The sequence below is a fragment of the Agreia sp. PsM10 genome (assembly GCF_030433855.1).
In the GTDB taxonomy this organism is placed as follows: Bacteria; Actinomycetota; Actinomycetes; order Actinomycetales; family Microbacteriaceae; genus Agreia.
In genome coordinates this window covers 41681-58827 of the sequence record NZ_JARUXC010000006.1, presented here as the reverse complement: position 1 = coordinate 58827, position 17147 = coordinate 41681, and the positions used below count along the sequence as shown (strand labels likewise).

At 68.5% G+C, this 17147-nt stretch carries 12 protein-coding genes; 6 read left to right on the top strand and 6 right to left on the bottom strand.

Annotated features, from left to right (window positions below; translation table 11 throughout):
- The first annotated feature begins 27 nt into the window (after nt 1–27).
- Nucleotides 28–2577: a LamG-like jellyroll fold domain-containing protein gene (locus tag QCD70_RS09355; RefSeq protein WP_301215417.1), complete on the top strand. Its 2550-nt coding sequence runs from the start codon at nt 28–30 to the stop codon at nt 2575–2577.
- A 37-nt stretch (nt 2578–2614) separates the two neighbouring features.
- Nucleotides 2615–6058, top strand: coding sequence for a LamG-like jellyroll fold domain-containing protein (locus QCD70_RS09350; protein WP_301215414.1), 3444 nt, complete (start codon nt 2615–2617; stop codon nt 6056–6058).
- Between the two features lie 122 nt (nt 6059–6180).
- Here the strand turns inward: QCD70_RS09350 and QCD70_RS09345 are convergent, their stop codons facing one another.
- Together QCD70_RS09345 and QCD70_RS09340 are read right to left on the bottom strand one after the other, a co-directional pair.
- Complete coding sequence (locus tag QCD70_RS09345; RefSeq protein ID WP_301215412.1) at nt 6181–6945, bottom strand: glycoside hydrolase family 16 protein; 765 nt, start codon at nt 6943–6945, stop codon at nt 6181–6183.
- Nucleotides 6946–7073: 128 nt separating this feature from the next.
- The gene (locus QCD70_RS09340) at nt 7074–8285 is read right to left on the bottom strand and encodes an FAD-dependent monooxygenase (RefSeq protein ID WP_301215410.1); all 1212 of its coding nucleotides are present in this window, start codon (nt 8283–8285) and stop codon (nt 7074–7076) included.
- 58 nt (nt 8286–8343) lie between these two features.
- Here QCD70_RS09340 and QCD70_RS09335 point away from each other — a divergent pair, with 58 nt between their 5' ends.
- Nucleotides 8344–8868 (top strand): MarR family winged helix-turn-helix transcriptional regulator, encoded by a 525-nt coding sequence (locus QCD70_RS09335; protein WP_301215408.1) that lies wholly within the window; start codon nt 8344–8346, stop codon nt 8866–8868.
- Between the two features lie 35 nt (nt 8869–8903).
- Here the strand turns inward: QCD70_RS09335 and QCD70_RS09330 are convergent, their stop codons facing one another.
- On the bottom strand, nt 8904–9605 hold the full coding sequence (locus QCD70_RS09330) for a haloacid dehalogenase type II (RefSeq protein ID WP_301215406.1): 702 nt from the start codon (nt 9603–9605) through the stop codon (nt 8904–8906).
- A 13-nt stretch (nt 9606–9618) separates the two neighbouring features.
- Nucleotides 9619–10191 carry a TetR/AcrR family transcriptional regulator gene (locus QCD70_RS09325; RefSeq protein WP_301215404.1) on the bottom strand — a complete coding sequence of 191 codons (573 nt, stop codon included), beginning with the start codon at nt 10189–10191 and terminating at the stop codon, nt 9619–9621.
- A gap of 82 nt (nt 10192–10273) precedes the next feature.
- On the opposite strand from QCD70_RS09325, the gene QCD70_RS09320 reads away from it, so the two are divergent.
- The gene (locus QCD70_RS09320; protein ID WP_301215402.1) at nt 10274–11158 is read left to right on the top strand and encodes an SDR family oxidoreductase; all 885 of its coding nucleotides are present in this window, start codon (nt 10274–10276) and stop codon (nt 11156–11158) included.
- A gap of 7 nt (nt 11159–11165) precedes the next feature.
- On the opposite strand, the gene arr is transcribed toward QCD70_RS09320, so the two are convergent.
- Together arr and QCD70_RS09310 are read right to left on the bottom strand one after the other, a co-directional pair.
- Nucleotides 11166–11576, bottom strand: a complete 411-nt coding sequence (gene arr, locus QCD70_RS09315) for an NAD(+)--rifampin ADP-ribosyltransferase (RefSeq protein ID WP_301215401.1) — start codon at nt 11574–11576, stop codon at nt 11166–11168.
- A 121-nt stretch (nt 11577–11697) separates the two neighbouring features.
- Nucleotides 11698–12651: a manganese catalase family protein gene (locus QCD70_RS09310; protein WP_301215400.1), complete on the bottom strand. Its 954-nt coding sequence runs from the start codon at nt 12649–12651 to the stop codon at nt 11698–11700.
- Between the two features lie 388 nt (nt 12652–13039).
- Between QCD70_RS09310 and QCD70_RS09305 the strand changes: the two genes are divergently transcribed.
- Nucleotides 13040–13519, top strand: a complete 480-nt coding sequence (locus tag QCD70_RS09305; protein ID WP_301215398.1) for a neocarzinostatin apoprotein domain-containing protein — start codon at nt 13040–13042, stop codon at nt 13517–13519.
- A 125-nt stretch (nt 13520–13644) separates the two neighbouring features.
- A complete protein-coding gene (locus QCD70_RS09300; RefSeq protein WP_301215396.1) occupies nt 13645–17100 on the top strand; it encodes an HtaA domain-containing protein in 3456 nt (1151 codons plus the stop codon).
- Nucleotides 17101–17147 lie beyond the last annotated feature (47 nt).

Sequence of the window (17147 nt, the reverse complement as noted above, 5' to 3'; positions counted from 1 at the left end):
GACACAACAGGACAACGGGGGAGAACGATGAGGTTTTCGACAGTGAAGGCGGCCGGGGTACTGGCCGCGATGGGGGTGGTGGCGTCGACACTGCTCGTCACCGCACCGGCGAACGCCGCCGCGCCCGGTGACGGGCTGATAGGGGAGTACCTCTTCACGCAGACCACGGGCAACGCCGTGCCGAACACCGCCACCGGTGCCGGCGCGGTCGCCGGCGCCACCGTGGTGAACGGCACCGACGCCCAGTGGACGGGGGATTCCCTCGTCTTCACCGGCGGAGCGAAGAACAGCGCCGCCAACTGGGTCGAGCTGCCCGACGGCATCCTCGCCGGAAAGACCTCGGCCACGATCACCACCGAGGCCAAGATCGATGAGTCGATGAAGACCGCCAACCACTTCCTGTGGAACATCGGCAACGACACGAACGCGGCCTACTGGTTCGCCACAGCCCGAGACACCACGCGCACCGCGATCACCACCACCTCCGGCGGTGGCGAGGTGAACGCCCGGGCCACCGGCACGCTCGACGCGAACCGCTGGTACAGCCTGACCTCGGTGATCGACGGCGCATCCGGGACCATCACCTACTACGTCGACGGAACCCGGGTCGGCCAGGCCGACACCGCGCTGACCCCCGCATCCATCACCGACCAGTCGCTCAACACCATCGGCCGATCGCCGTGGCCCGACCCCTTCTACAAGGGCGAGGTCGCCGCGTTCCGTGTCTACGACCGCGCGCTGACCGCTGACGAGGTCGACGCCGTCTCAGACGAGGATGCCCTCGCCCACGCCGACAGCATCGCCGCGGCCGCGCAGGCGCTCGTCGACGGTATCGGGCCGGTGACTATCGACGACAGCTCGCTCGTGCTTCCCGCATCCGGGGGAGCCGTGAGCTGGGCGTCGAACACGGCCGGCATCGCGATCGCCGCCGACGGCGTGACCGCGACGGCCGTGCAGCCGGCCGCGGGCGAACCCGCCCTCACCGGTACTCTCACCGCCACCGCGACGGTGCGCGGGATCACCGCGTCGAAGGAGATCGCCGTGACCGTCACTCCGCTGGCGGCCCAGACCGACGACTACGGCTACCTGATGGTGCACTTCATCGAGGACTCGGCCGGATATGCCGAGAAGATCTATCTCGACGTGTCGCGCGGGGACAACCCCGAGCAGTGGGACCCGCTGAACGGCGGCGTGCCGATCCTCGCCTCCGACCTCGGAACCACGGGCATCCGCGACCCGTACCTGACCTACAACCCCGAGACCCAGACCTACTTCATCATCGCCACCGACCTGCGGGTCTTCGGCGGAGACAGCGGCTCGGGCTCGTGCACCACGTGGTGCTACTGGACCAAGAACGCCAGCACCAAGCTCAACATCTGGGAGTCGAAGGACCTCGTGACGTGGGGCGACCTGCGCCAGATCGACATGGCCGCCGACGCAGAGGGCAACACCGTGGCGCAGCTCGGAATGGCGTGGGCTCCCGAGGCGACCTGGGTCGACGACTACTACCCCGACGGCCGCGGCGCCTTCGTCGTCTACTGGGCATCGAACGTCTTCCCCGCCGACGACACGGCGCACAACACCGCCTCGTACAACCGGGTTCTCTGGGGAGCGACCACCGACTTCACGCAGGGCAGCTACTCCTACGGCGGCGACTTCGTGAACACCGGCGGCAATGCGATCGACACCACGATGATCCAGAACGACGGCACGACCTACCGCATCACCAAGGACAACTCTTTCGGCAACGGCATCTACATGGAGTCGACCGAGGCCGCCCGCTGGTGGGAGTCCGGAACGACCTGGACCACCCTGCAGACGAAGATCGGCGCGGTCTGGGCCGGCGGCAACGCGGGCGGAGTCGAAGGCCCGGCCGTGTTCAAGAGTCACAGCGACGACACCTGGTACGTCTACGTCGACGTGATTCCGACCACCGGATACAAGCCGATGGTGACGAACGATCTGGATGCGGGCTTCGAGCAGCTCACCGACCCAGGGTTCTACATGGCCCCCAGCACGAAGCACGGCGGCATCATTTCGCTGACCAAGGCCCAGTACGACACGGTTCGGGCAGCGGATGCGACGTCGGCGGTCACACCGGACCTGGGCGTTGTCGGCATCGCTGACCTGCCCGCGACCACGACCGTGAACCTGACCTATGGCCGGGGTACGTCGGAGCTCCCTGTGGACTGGGACCTCGCCGGTGTCGACACCACGGTTGCCGGTGACTACGCAGTAACCGGAACGGTGCGCTCGATCGGGGCGAACCTCAACGACTGGGTGGGAGCCGACGGGTCGACCGCGTGGAACGCGGCCGGCAAGCAGCTGTCGAGCTCGACCGCGATCCGGGTTACCGCCACGGTGCGGGTCGCTCCGGGAGAGGTCGTGGTTCCGCCGGTCGACCCGGGCCCCGGCCAGCCGGGAACGGCCGGACCCGGCGCATCCACCCCGGCGGCGCCCGCCGCCGCCGAACGTCTCGCGGCCACGGGATTCGGCGCATCCGGAATCGTCTCGCTCGCCGCCCTGCTGCTCGCGGCCGGCGCGGCCGTGCTCATCCGCCGCCGCCGCTCGGCCTAACAACTCTCTTCTGCACGACCAACCTGAAGGTGACCAAGTGATTTCCAGAATGCTCAAACGAGGCGCAGCGGCCGTGGTGTCGCTCGCCGTGATCGGGGCCGGCCTCTCTGCTGCCGGAACCGCGGCGGCTGCCGCCCCGACCGACGGCCTCGTCGGCGAGTACGTCTTCTCGCAAACCGCAGGCGCCACCGTGGCGAACACCGCAACGGGGGTGGGCGCCCTGGGCTCCGCCACCGTCGTGAACGGCACGGATGCCCGGTGGACGGGCGATTCCCTCGAGTTCTCCGGCGGTGCCAAGAACAGCGGGGCCAACTGGGTTCGCCTGCCGAACGACATCCTCGCGGGCAAGACGTCGGCCACGATCAGCACCGAGGTCAAGATCGACGCCTCGATGAAGTCGGCCTACAACTTCCTCTGGAACGTGGGCAACGACACGCCCACCTCCTACTTCTCCACCACCGTGCGCGACACACCGCGCACCGCGATCACCACCTCGTCGAACCCGGGGGAGATCAATGCCCGGGCGACGAACACCCTCGAGGCCGACCGCTGGTACAACCTCACCTCCGTCATCGACGGCGCGGCAGGAACGATCTCGTTCTACGTCGACGGCGTGAAGACTGGCCAGGCGACGACAGCGCTGACACCCGCCTCGATCACCGACCAGTCGCTCAACGCGATCGGACGCTCGCCCTGGCCCGACGGCTTCTTCGCCGGCGAGGTCTCGGCGTTCCGCGTCTACGACCGGGCGCTCGAAGGGGCCGAGGTCGCCGCGATCTCCGATCTGGATGCAGCCATCCATTCCGCAGACATGGCCGCGCGTGCGCAGGCGATCCTCGACGGTCTCGACCTGGCCGATCAGACGGTGGATGCCGGCTACGTCGCGCTTCCCGCAGCCGGTGGCGCGGTCAGCTGGACCACCTCCGACGAGACGATCGTGGCCCCCGACGGGCGGGTCACCCAGCCCTCCGAGTCGGACGGCCCGGCGACGGTCACCGCCACGGCGACGAGCACCGTTCGAGGCGTCAGCGCATCCACCAGCATCACCCTCACCGTGCTGCCGACCAGCGACCAGGAACGGGTCGACGCGGCAGCGGCGGGCTATGTGCTGCCACCGGTCGTCATCTCGGGCACGGTGCTACCGGCCCCGGCCGACAGCACGACCGTCGTGCTGCAGAACGCTCAGGGCATCGCGGTCGCGGACGACGGCACGATCACGGCCCCGGATGCCGCTGGCGCGGCCGCCGCCGGCGACGTCACGGGAACGGTCGACGCGGTCATCTCCCGCACCGACGCCCCCGCGGTCACGGTGACGAAGACGTTCAGCGTGCGGGTTCTGCCGGCCGGGTCGTCGCAGGAGCTGCTGAGCTATCACCGCACTCCCACCAGCGCGAACACGGCGAACAACGCCGACGTCGCCCTGAGCATGCACCTCGCATTGCCCTCGGCGGATGCCGCGAGCTGGACGCCGCTCAACGAGAACTACGGAATCTTCTTCCCCAAGACGTCGATCACCCCTCCGCCCGGCGGCACCTCGGACGACATCATCCGCAGCCTCGTGAACCCGCAGGTGTTCGCGCTCGAGGACGGCGGCTACGGGGTGATCTCGACTCGCACCGCCCGTGAGGGCGCATCCGACGGCACGCAGAAGTCGAGCGTGCTGATCGCGACCTCGACCGACCTGTTGTCGTACGACGAGGTCGGCCTTCTCGACCTCGGTGAGACGAATGGCGTGAACGCGCCGCACGCGGTCTACGACTCTGCGGCCGACGTGTACCTCATCGCCTGGACCGACGACTCCGGAACCCCGAAGTACACGACAGTGGCAGACCTCGCCGACGCGGGCACCCGAGGCCAGATCGTGGCCGGCGTGGTCAACGACCGGGGCGCGGTCGCGGCCGCATCCGGAATCGACGACTACGTCGCCGGGCGCACCGTGCCCGTCGACGGGGCCACGATCACGGCCCTCGAGGAGCGCTTCGGCCGCATCACGAACACCGGCTACGCGCCGTTCGACGACGTCGAGGCGTCACTCGGGGAGGATGCGTCGGCCCTCGAGCTGCCGACCGACGTCGCGCTCGAGTACTCCGACGGGTCGACCGGCTCGCTGCCGGTTGCGACCTGGGACACCAGCGCTGTCGACACGTCGAAGCCCGGCACCTACACCGTGACCGGAACCGTGAAGCAGACCGAGTATCCGCGCCCGTTCGCAGATGAGCGCGCCGACCCGTCGGTCTACAAGTACGACTTCAACGGCACCACGAAGTACCTGATGATCGCCACGAACGACCTCTACGGGTCGAACATCGAGCAGCAGGGCGCGGCCATGATGCCCATCCGCATCGCGGACTCCATCTCGGGCCTGTCGGATGCCGCGGGCGCCGAGGAGATCGACCTGCTGAAGCGGGGCGACACCGATGCGCTCGGCAACGTGATGACCGGATGCTTCTGGGCGCCGGAGTACCACGAGATCGACGGTCGCCTGTCGATTCTGTTCATGCCCTGCTACGGCAACAACCCCGACATGTGGTCGGGTCGCGCGTCGATCATGCAGCTGAAGCAGGATGCCTCGGGTGCGGACCTCGACCCGGCGATCCCCGCAAACTGGACCAAGCCATCCACAGTCTTGCGTGCCGATGGATCCGACCTCAATCAGATCGCCGGCATCTCGCTCGACATGACGTACTTCGAAGACGGGACCGGCCAGGCGTACTACGTGTGGCAGCAGCTCGGCTCGCTGTTCATCGCCACGGTCGACCCGGCGAACCCGACCCGACTCACGTCGGAGCCCGTGCGCATCCTGGCGCCCGAGTACGCCTGGGACAACACGATCGCGGAGGGTCCGAACGTGATCACCCGCGACGGCAGGCTGCAGCTCATCTACTCGGGCTCGACGGTCGGCGACACCTACACGACCGGGCTCGCGACGGCGGATGCGTCGGGCGACACCGATCTGCTGAGCCCCGACGCCTGGTCGAAGCTCAACTACCCGATCCAGAAGTCGGGCGTGTTCGACGGCGCCTGGCAGCTCGGCACCGGCCACGGCATGTGGTCGGAGGACGAGGACGGCAACATGATCTACGTCTTCCACGCCCGCACCGACAACAACAATCTGAGCGGGCGCGACATGTTCGTGCGCCGGGTGCACTGGTCGGCCGAGGGTCTGCCGGTGCTCGATATGGAGCCCGAGGAGGAGCTGTCCTCGCCGACGGTGACGCTCAATGTGGTCGTCGCCGACGGCGCGGTGACGCCGCCGGTCGGCCCGACGCTTCCTGGGCAGCCGGGCCTGCCCGGGCAGCCGGGTGGCACGGGAGACCCGACGACCCCGGCATCCGGTTCGACGGTGGATGCCGGCGGCACGGCGGGCGGCCCGCTCGCCTTCACGGGGTCGGGCGCCCTGTTCGCCGGGCTCGGCGCGCTGGCGCTGCTGCTGGCCGGCGGAGCGGCCTTCTGGCTGCGTCGCCGCCGCCTCGTTCCCTGAGCCTGTCGAAGGGCCGGGGCAGTAATCCCCATTTCGGACAGCAGGTACCGGTGCGCCGGTACCTGCTGTCCGTTTCAGTACCTCCTGCGCGGCCGGCCGGGCGACTTCCGCACCCCCGCTGGTCACGTAGCGGAGGTCGCTCGCACCGAGTGGATAAGCGCGGTCTTCGGGTAGCTCTGCGGCGCGCGCTCGGGCCCGTTGGGAAACTCGAACAGGTCGATCATGAGCTGCTGCTCATAGTTCAGCCGCTGCGCGCTGGTCATCACGACCCGCCCGTCGACCGAGAATTCGATCACGTCGGCTGACCACGTCACCCCGTACGTGTGCGGCTCGGTGGCGTCGATGGCGAGCGGGATGTCCCGGATCTCATCGACCAGCCGCGGGTCGTGATGCGCCTTGATTCCCACCCGAACAGTGCTGGTCTCGGGGCCGATCTTGTCGCCGAACAACTCGGCGATGCACAGCTCTCCCGAGTCTGCGGGGTCGGACGCCTCGAAGCCGACCAGCCAGATGCCCACCATTACGGTCGGATCCGCCGACGCGCTCACCCGCACGGAGACCTCGCCCGAGGTCGGAGTCCAGAGCCGTCTCGTGGGCTGGGGTGTCACGACCCGAAGTCCGTCGAGGCGATGCCGATGGGTGCCGCGATCGCTGTCGAGCGCACCCGAGAACGTTCCCGTCTGCAGGTTGCTGACCCTCATCGCGCCGTCCGCATCACGCCAGGCGGGCTGGTCGGCGTCGATGCGCAGGCGCAATCCGTCGCCCTGCCAGTCGTAGCGAGCAGCCGACCTTTCGGGTGTCGTCCACTGCGGCAGATAGTGATCGACCCAGAGATCGGAGTCGAGTGCGCCGGTTGCGAAGTCGTCGTGGATGGTCGCTTCTGCCATGTCACCCATTCTGACCGGTCGCTCGGACGGTTCCCGGCAGTAGTAGTACCCGGCCCGGACAAGAGGTGCCGGTGCGCTGGTACCTCCTGTCCGTGCCGGGTACTACTGGGTCGAGGACTTCGGCCTTACTACTCCAGGTGCGCGTAGTCGGGCAGGTCGATGCTGTCGGCGGGCGGGGTGAAGAACCGGTCGCCCAGCCTGCCGATGATCGGGGTAGACGCCACGCGCACCGCTGCGCCGAACAGGGCGACCCCCGCGCGGGACTTCGGGTTCGCGACGCGCGGCACACCCGGCGGAAGCTTCTGGGCCTGGTCGACGTAGGGCCGCATGATGCGCTCGTACGCACGGAACGCATCCCGGTGGTGCACGTGCGCGGCGAGCTCGCCCGCAAGCACGTACGCGCCCGTGATCGACAGGCTCGTTCCCATGCCGCTGACGGGCGACGCGCAGTAGGCCGCGTCGCCGACGAGCGCGAATCGGCCGGATGTCCACCGCGGGGCGTGCACCTGCCCGATCGATTCGAAGTAGAGGTCGTCGGCCGCATCGATGCCCTCGAGCACGCGCTGGGCCTCCCAGCCCGCATCGCCGAACTTCTCACGCAGACGCACGCGCTGCTCGTCGATCGAGCGGCGCTCCGAGCCGGCGCGCTCGCGGTGGCGATCGGTGACGAACGAGAGGGCCGCTCGGATCGTGCCGTGGGCATCCGGTCTGAGGGTGATCGAGCGCCCGCCGGGCGCGTTGTACCAGCGCCACCAGTCGTCGTCGGCAGCGGTGCGAGGAATCGTGGCGTAGGAGGTCTCGAGGCCGAGGGAGCGGATCGTCGGCTCGTCTCCGAAGACGAGGCGGCGCGTGCTCGAGCCGATTCCGTCGGCGGCGATCACGAGGTCGAACCGCTCGTCGCCCGCGTGCTCGAACGAGACGGTGACGCCGTTCTCGGGAGAGTCGGCGAGGCCGGTGATGCGGTCGCCGAAGCGGTAGTCGGTGTCGCCGGCGGTGCGGGCGACGAGCAGCCGGGCGAGGTCGCCGCGCAGGATCTCGAGCTCGGCGGTCGCACCGCCGGAGTCAGAGGTTCCCGCGGGGAACTCGGCCTTCGTGACGCCGTTGCGGCCGATGAACCGTGTGCCCACCTCTCCGGTGGTCGCCGCGCGGATGTCGTCTTCGATGCCCATGCGTCGGGACACCTCGCGGCCCGCGCCGCGCACATCGACGTTCTGGCCTCCGGTGCGAAGTTCCGGTGCGCGCTCGATGATGGTCGTCTCGTAGCCGTAGCGATTCAGCCAGTACGCCAGTGCGGGGCCGGCGATGCTCGCACCGGAGATGAGGACGCGTTGCCTGCTCATTTTGCCTCGAATCTTGATTATCAATGAGATTAGCAATCTACACGAGTATTCTGACGTCGTGTCGATCGACGAATCAGAAGAGCTCAGCGCCGCCGCCGGCGTCGGTCGTGCCGACCGGCGGGATCGTGAGGCAGCCCGACGTGACGGGCGCCCCTTGCTCGATGACGACATCCGGGCCCGCGTGCAGCAGGTGGCCGTTCGGCAGCAGAAGTTCGAGCGCTACCTGGCGCGCGAGCTGGCCGTCGACTCCGTCGGGCTCGAGGTGATGGACCACCTCATCACGATCGGCTCCGCTACGCCGACCGAGCTGGCCCGACGGCTCGACACCTCGACGGCCGCGATGACCCTGGTGCTCAACCGGCTCGAGGATGCCGGCCACGTGCGCCGCGACAGGCATCCGAGCGACGGTCGCAAGCTGGTCGTCACGGCCGCGGATGCCTCATCGGACCGCGCGTACGAGCTGGTTCTCCCGATCATCGACGGGGTCGAGGCGCTCGTGGCGGGGCTGGATGCGACGGAGCGTGCGACCGTGCAGGCGTTCCTCGATCGGCTGCTCGCCATCTACGACGGCGCGACCGGCTGACCCGGCGCCGGTCGAGCCTTCTCGGCCGAGTGCGATCAGTCGAGGAGTCGCGTCAGGGCGGCCAGATCCTCCGCTTCCAGGTCGAATCGATCCTCGCTCGAGGGTCGCTCCGCGCCCGGCCGGGCGATATAGGCGGTGCGGAACCCGTGCAGCGCGGCGGCTCTCAGATCCCATGGATGGGCCGCGACGAAGAGGGTCCGCTGCGGGTCGATGCCGAGCTGTTCGATGGTGAAGCGATACGCGGCCGGCGCGGGCTTGAAGGTCTGCACGGCCGAGGTGGACAGTGCGATGTCCCAGCTGATCGAGTTGGTGTTCGCTAGGCGAGCAAGAGAATCGAGGTCGCCATTGCTCACGCCGGCGACGAGGCGGTTCTGTCTCAGGGCGGCGGTCGCGCGTGCGACGTCGGGCCACGCCGGGTACTCCCGGTCCACGAACTCCACGAGCGTCGAGGTCGCCGCCGACGTTCTGCCGCCCAGGCGTGCGATCGCCTCTGCGGCGGAGTCGCTCACGAGCCGACCGTGCGGTTGCCAGCGAGCATCCCCCGAGATCACGGCGTTCATTCGCTCGTCGAGGAGCTCGACCCAGCGCGCGTTCAGCCGTGCCGGCTCGCTGATACCCGCCTCCTTCGCGAGCTGCGCAGAGACCGTGGCCCACGTCTCGTCCTCGTCGACGAGGGTTCCGATCACATCGAAGACGATCGCGTCGATGCGAGTCGCGACGAACGGCATTGCCTGCATGACGTGAAGTCAATCAGTCGAGCTGCGTCATCGCCACCCTGAAGCGGTCGAGCGCGGCCGACGTCAGCGCGCCCAGGCTCTGCTCGCTGTCGTCGGAGATCCACTCGTCGAAGCCCACCTTGAAAGCGAGCACGCCGAGCTCGGCGGCCATGAAGGCCGACGACTCGTCGACACCCCTGTCGCGCAGGGCATCGGCGATCGCGGCCGCCATGCCGACGCGCTTGAGCACCGCGCGCTCCTGCAGCTCGCCGCTGGTCGCGATGACGGCCTCGAGGCGTGGACCGAGCTCGCGATTAAAAGGAGTCATGGCGGAGGACGCGTTGGCGAGGCCGGCGGCGACCGCTGCGAGGGGGGATGCGTCGGCGGGAGCCGAGTTCACGCCGTCGGCGAGCAGGCGCGAGAGGGTCTCCTGCCCGGCCGCGAGAACCTCGCGCTTGTCGCTGAAGTGCCTGAAGAACGTGCTCTTCGTGAGACCCGCGCGTTCTGCGATCTGAGCGACGGTCGTCTCGTCGTAGCCCTGATCGGTGAAGAGCTCGAGGGCCGCGGCGACGAAGCGTTCACGAGCGTCCGGTTCCCAACGAGGCATGACCACAGTCTAGCGACGGGACAATTGTCCCATCGCGGTGCTACTGTGATGAGACAAGAGTCCCATCACAAAGGAGCAGGTCATGCGCATCTTCGTCACCGGAGCATCGGGCGGTATCGGATCGGTCGTCGTCGAGGAGCTGGTGTCTCACGGACACGAGGTGCTGGGCCTGGCCCGCACCGAGGCATCCGCTGCGAAAGTCGAGGCGGCGGGCGGAACGGCCGCGCGCGGCGGGCTCGGCGACCTCGATGTGCTGACGGCGGCCGCATCCGAGACCGACGGCTCGATCCACCTCGCCTTCAGCAACGACTTCTCAGACCTCGAGCGCAGCATCGCCGAGGAGGGCCTCGCGATGGACACCATCGGCGCCGCCCTGGTGGGCACCGGCAAGCCGTTCTCGATCGTGTCGGGCACCACCTTCTCCAACGGCCGGATGGCGACCGAGCACGACCCGCTGTCGACCACCGGGCCCGTGGGCGGCCGGGGAATCAATGCCCGCCGCATCCTGGATCTCGCGTCGCAGGGCGTGCGCACCTCGGCCGTGCGCCTGCCGCGTTCGGTGCACGAACGATACGTCTCCTACGGGTTCGCAGGGCTTCTGATCGACGCGGCGAGGCGGTCGGGGGTGTCGGCGTACGTCGGCGACGGCACGCAGCGCTGGCCGGCGGTGCACCGGCGGGATGCCGCGTCGCTGTTCCGGCTGATGATCGAGAAGGGCGAGCCCGGCACTTCGGTGAATGCGGTCGGCGACGAGGGTGACTCCATGCTCGAGATCGCGACCGTCATCGGCGCGCAGCTCGATCTGCCGGTGCGGCAGGTGCCCGCCGAGACGATCGGCCCGCTCGGTGAGATCTTCGCGATGGACCAGCCGGCCACGAGCGCCTGGACTCGCGAGACCTACGGGTGGGAGCCCACGCATCCGGGCCTGATCGCAGACCTCGAGGCAGGGGAGTACCCGGCGGGCTGAGCGGCGATCAGTTGATGATCTCACCTCGCTCGTCGGCGCGGAGTATGGCCAGGCGGTTGTGCCACGCCTGCAGCTCGTCGGGCGTGAGTCGAGGCCAGTCGAGTACCTCGGCGACGACCCGGAGGGGTGCGGTGCTGCGATACGAACGGGTGGGGTTGCCCGGGAACTTCTTGTCGGTGACGTTGGGATCGTTCTCGAACTCGCCGGTCGGCTCGACCTCGTAGACGCGCGGAGCCCCGTCTCCGGCGGCGAGCTCGGCCGCGAGGCCGGCTCCGTTCATAAGGGCCGTGAAGTAGATGTGGTTCATCACTATCTCGGGGCGGTAGTTCGAGCGGCGTCCCGTCACGAGAAGATCGCCGACCTTCACGTCGGCCTTCGTGCCGTGAAAGAACGGCCCGTCGTCGAGTGCAGTGCTCACGGATTCAGTGTACGAAGTCGTGCTCGAACCGTTCAACAGGATGAATCGAGACATCGTCGGTGTGTCACGTGACGAACACCGGAGTGTCGTCGATTCATCCTGTCGAACGTCGGACCGGCTGCTACTTCGCCGTCGGGCCGTAGAAGGCGTTGACCTCCGCCAGCTCCTGCTCGGCCGTGGCCTGGATCAGCTTGAGCAGCTCGGGGTCGAGCCCGGGCGAGAACTCCTCGAGGCGCTCCGGCGCGATGAACGAGGGCGTACCGATCGGGGCCTGCTCGCTTCCGTCGAGGTCTGTGCCGTCGTTCGAGGGCGACGCCCCCTGGAAGATGCGGCCGGCCTCGGACTCGCCCTTCAGGTCGAAGGTGAACTGCTTGCTCTGCAGGCCGAGGTCGACGAGCTTCTTGACCTCGGGGAACTGCTCGGCGTTCGTCTTGGGAATCGGCAGCGTCTTCTTCCAGTCGACGCCGAGCGTCTCGAGCGCCTTGGCGTAGGCGTTCTCGTGGGCCTGGTCGCGCACGATCAGGTACGCGATCGTCGAACGCGCCGTCTTGTTGGCGGTCATCTCGTAGATGCGCGTCTTCTGCAGCCGACCCGTCGACTCGAGCATGAGGTTGTAGAGCAGGTCGAGCACGAGGTTGCCCGAGTTGTAGACGTAGCTGCCCAGCCATGGGTTTCCCGCCGAGTCGACGGGAAGCGCGCCCTGAGCGCCCACCAGATAGTGGTGGATGTTGCCGTGATCGAGGGCGATGTTCAGAGGAGTCGCACCGCCTGCACCCGGGGTGTCGAGCGGGTCGGTCAGCTTGCCGCTGTATCCGGGCGCCCCATCCAGCAGCCGCGAGATGGTGGTGCCGATCAGCTCGACGTGGCTGATCTCCTCGGTGCCGACTCCCTGGATCAGGTCGCGATACGGCTTCGCGGCGGGACCGCGGAAGTTCATCGCCTGGAACAGGTACTGCATCATGGTGCGCATCTCGCCGAACTGCCCGCCGAGACCCTCCTGCAGGGCGTTCGCGGCCGCAGGGTCCGGCTCGTCCTCGGCGATGTCGTTGATCCATTCCTGAACGTGGAAGTACATGCTGGTCTCCTTCGACCGGCGGCGCGGTGCCCCCGATTCGATCAGCCTGCGGTCTCGAATCGAATCGTGATCCGACCCTTGCTTTAACGGCCGGATGCGCGCAGCATGACCCGCCGCACGGCTGCGGACCCAGCGGCGTGACGATGCGAGCGAGGGTTCTCGGCGTTCGCTCTTGTCACCGACGCACGGTGTGCACTACCTTGAGCTTAGGTTAGCCTAACCAAACTTCGAGGGTGACTGATCCGTGTAAGCGGGCCGGGGTGAGTGTCGTGAAGGATCCCTCACCCCGGCAGCCCTGCAGCCCCTCGAGTCGCGCTCGCCAGATGGTGCGCGCGGTCCGTTCAGACGAGGCAGCAGTGCTTTGTCACACCGTGAAAGGTCGACAACCATGTCAATTCTCACTCATCCCCGCGTCGCCACAGGCCGTCGCCGCCGAGTCATCGGGTCGCTCGCGGCTCTGGTCGCGGCCGCCGGGATCGCCCTGGCCGCTCCTTTGTCTGCCTCGGCCATTTCGAGCGTCACGGTCTCGCCGAGCTCCGGCCCGGCCGCCGGCTACACCACCACCGTCACGGTGAACGGCACCGAGGCGGGGCACACCTACCGCGTCGGCCTGTGTTCCGACGGCAATGTGGGTGTGCCCGCCATCGCCCCGGCGTGCCAGTACATCGGCGCGGAGTTCACCGGAACCGGGGGCACCGTCACGCAGTCCGGCACGGTCAAGCGCCTTCTAACCAACGCGCACTACGGTGTGATTCCTGGTCAGCCGGAGACGTTCAACTGCGGTACCACGCTGTGCCGCGTCGTTGTAACCGACAACCACTCGAGCGGGTCGTTCCCGTCGGTCTCCGCCGACATCGCCTTCTCCTGATCGAAAGCGTCCCCGGCGGCCGTCGCCGCCGGGGACGCGTCAGCTTGCCCCTTCAGCTGCGAGTCCCTCTATCTGCTTTCTCCTCTGCGCATTCGTGCGCCCTCGACCCCAAAAGAAGTGCGATCGTGACAACCATTCCGACCCGAACCACGCACCCGTTCCACTCTCTCCTCCTTACCGCGACGGCCGCCGCCGCCCTCCTGTCGGGCCTCGTGGTTCCGACGGCCGCGAACGCGGCTGCGAACGCCGCCGCAACAGCGGACGCGGCCGATGCCTCTCCGACCGCGGTCTCCATCACCGAAGGCACCATGACGTGGGGGATCAAGGAGTCCTGGCGCAAGTACGTCGGCGCCGACTTCACCACGGTCGAAGACGGGGCCACGCGCACCGCCGACGGCCTGTACTCGTTCCCGCTCACCTCGGGCAGCTATGACTCGGCCACGCAGACGACCATGCTCACCTTCGCCGGAAGCGTGCACTTCGAGGGATACTGCGAGGATTACTGCCAGCTCGACACGCGCTACGGCAACTTCTCTGTCGAGATCGGCCCCGACGGCCAGGTCATACGCGGCGACTGGGCAGGGCGCCTGCAAGGGGACCCGGCAGCGGGCATCGAGACGAAGACAGGAGTCGATCTCGCCACCCTCGACATCGCCGAGGTTGCGCTCGAAACCAGCGAAACCCGCACCCTCTGGCCGGCCATTCCGAGTGCCGCGACATCCGACTTCGTCACCTACCCCGCCGGAACCCCGCTCGACCCGGTGACGATCGACTACGCAGGCCCGGGAGGTGCACCCGACCTCGAGGAGCGATGGGACAGCCCGGGAGCGCCGGTCTACACCGCTGGTGCCCAGTGGGTCTCCGACAAGAAGGAGTCGAATACTCGGGTCGCCTACCCGACCGCCGACGGCCAGACCGTGGTGATCGTGCAGGGCGCGACGGGCCAGGTCGGCGTCAAGCAGCACTCGTTCATCGCCGCCGACCCCATCACCCTCGAGCCTCGGGGAGAGGCACTCGTCATTCCAGAGAGCGACTCCATCGCGATGATCCGCACCGCGTTCGATGCCGAGACGGGCGCGGTCTTCTGGCCGTCGGTGACCGCCGAGACGGTGATCGTCAACCGATCGGTGTGGAACCCCGGCACCCTCGCCTTCGACACCGAGCCCATCGGTAACCTTCCCCCGGGCGCCGTGCGATTGGGGAGCGCAGAGATCACCTCGTTCGCCTGGAACCCCGTGAACCGTGAACTGGCCGTCGTCTCCGGTCTCTTCAGCTTCGCTGATCCGCAGAGTTCGTTCACGATCTTCCGCTCCGCGTCCTCGGGGTGGACGAGCGTCGTGTCCGCACTCGACATTCCGGCCGACCTCCGCGCAGAGTATGAAGGCAGCCTCGATGTAGCCATGCCGTTCGGTCTCTCCGGCCTCTCAACCAATCTCACGTTCCTCCCCGACGGCAGCGCAGTGCTCGCAGGCGGCGGCTCCGTGTACACCGGCCCCGAGGACTGGTCGAATCTCACCGTCACTCCAATCCCTGCGTTCCACATCGTGACCGGCACGGGTGACGCGGCCGATGGCATCCGGGTCGAGGCGATCGACGGCGCCGAGCCTGTCGACGACCCCTTCGGCGCGGGCTACGGAAGCGCATCGGCGGCCGCCGACGGGTCGGTGCTGCTGACGTCGGCGGTCGGCGCCTTCCGTCCGGTGTCCCTCATCGACGGTGCCGCTGTGGCCGGCGACCAATTCACGCTGGATGTCGGCGGCAACGTCTACGCGTCGCCCACGGTCGTCGGCGACCCGGCCACCGGACTCACCCTCACCACGAATCTGTCGGCCAAGCGCCTCCTCGCGTTCCGCGATGGCGCGCTCGTGGGCACCCAGGAGCTGCCGCTGATCAACGGCTTCAACCCGCAGGCGCTCACGATCGGACCGGACGGTTCTCTCTACCTGCAGATCCGCACGGCCGACGGCCTCGGCGGCATCCAGCGCTACTCATTCGCAGGAACCGTCCCCGAGATCACCTCCCAGCCCGTGTCCGTCGTCGTCGACACGGCAACGGGAGCGACCACGGCGCGCTTCTCGGTCGAGACGACCGGAACGCCCGAGCCGACCGTGCGCTGGCAGTCCAAGCCCGTCGGCCAGACCGCGTTCGCCGACATCGAGGGCGCGACATCGGCCGTTCTCGAACTCCCCGTGACACCGACCGACGACGGCACCGCCTACCGGGCGGTCGTCACGTCGTCGACCGGCACCGTCGCATCCGAGGTCGCGACGGCGACGGTGCTCTCGGCGCCGGCGTTCGTGCAGCAGCCCGTCGGCGTCACTCTCGAGCCGGGCGACGAGGCGGTGTTCCAGGTGCTGATCTCGGGCAATCCCGAACCGGTCGTCACCTGGGAGCAGGAGATCGACTCGGCCTGGCAGCCGGTGATCGTCGACGGCCAGCAGGCGACCGGTACCCGGCTCGTGATTCCGGATGCGCGGGAGGCCGCCCGCATCCGAGCCGTGGCGACGAACGACCACGGCACCACGGCCTCGAACGCCGTCGCCCTGAGCGTCGTGACGCCCACCGTGCATGCCGACGGGTCGATCACCGGAACGCCGAACGCCGCCGGCGCGTACACGACGGTCTCTCCGGCCGTCGAGCTCGCGGCCGACGGTTCCGCGGTTCTCAGCGTCGCAGGTTCGAACTTCACGAAGGGCACGAACAAGTCGGGCCTCTACGTGCTCTTCGGCTATGTCGAGACCTTCCCTTCGGAGGGTGGAACGCACGGCAGCGGCTACGCCTACATCGACGGGGAGGAGAACCAGCGCTTCATCGCGTGGCCCGGAGCGGGCACGGCCGGTGCCGCGAACGCGCTCTTCGAGTCGAACGGCTCGTTCACGGTCGACGGCCTCGTGACCGCCGCACGGTTCACCGCGGGATCGGAGCAGGTCGACTGCCTCGACGGCAGTGTGCGCTGCGGCGTGCTCACGATCGGAGCCCACGGCCAGCGCGACGCGGGTCTCGAGACCTTCACCCCGGTCTACTTCGCGGGGCAGGAGGCTCCGCCCGTCACGCCGCTGGCGCCCGTCGTGCTCACGCAGCCGGCGGCCACGTCGGCGACGGTCGGCGAGTCGGTTCGCTTCGAGGCGACAGCGTCCGGCTATCCCGCGCCCGAAGCCACCTGGCAGGTGCTCGCCGCGGGTGAGACCGAGTGGACCGACGTTCAGGGCGGCGGGGCCGGGGCGTCGGCGCTCGCGGTCGCTCCCGCACCAGCGGTCCTCGAGCTGGATGCCGTCACGGACTCCCAGGACGGCTCGCGTTACCGGGCGGTCTTCTCCAACGCGGCCGGCCAGGTGGTCACGGAGGAGGCCGAGCTCACGGTGAGCGCTGTCGGCGAGCCGGAGCCGACACCCGCGCCGACGCCGACGGTGCCCGCCGCGCCGACGGCGTCGGACCCGGCGACAGGCGCATCCGGTGCCACGGGCCAACTGCCCCGAACGGGAACAGACCCCGGATGGATGTTCGCCACCGCGCTGCTCGCCCTGCTGGCGGGCGTCGGAGTGCTGACATTCCGCCGCCGCCTGGGGGCTGCGGGCCAGTAGTCGCCGTTCAGGACAGCAGTTGCCGGTGCGCCGGCAACTGCTGTCCG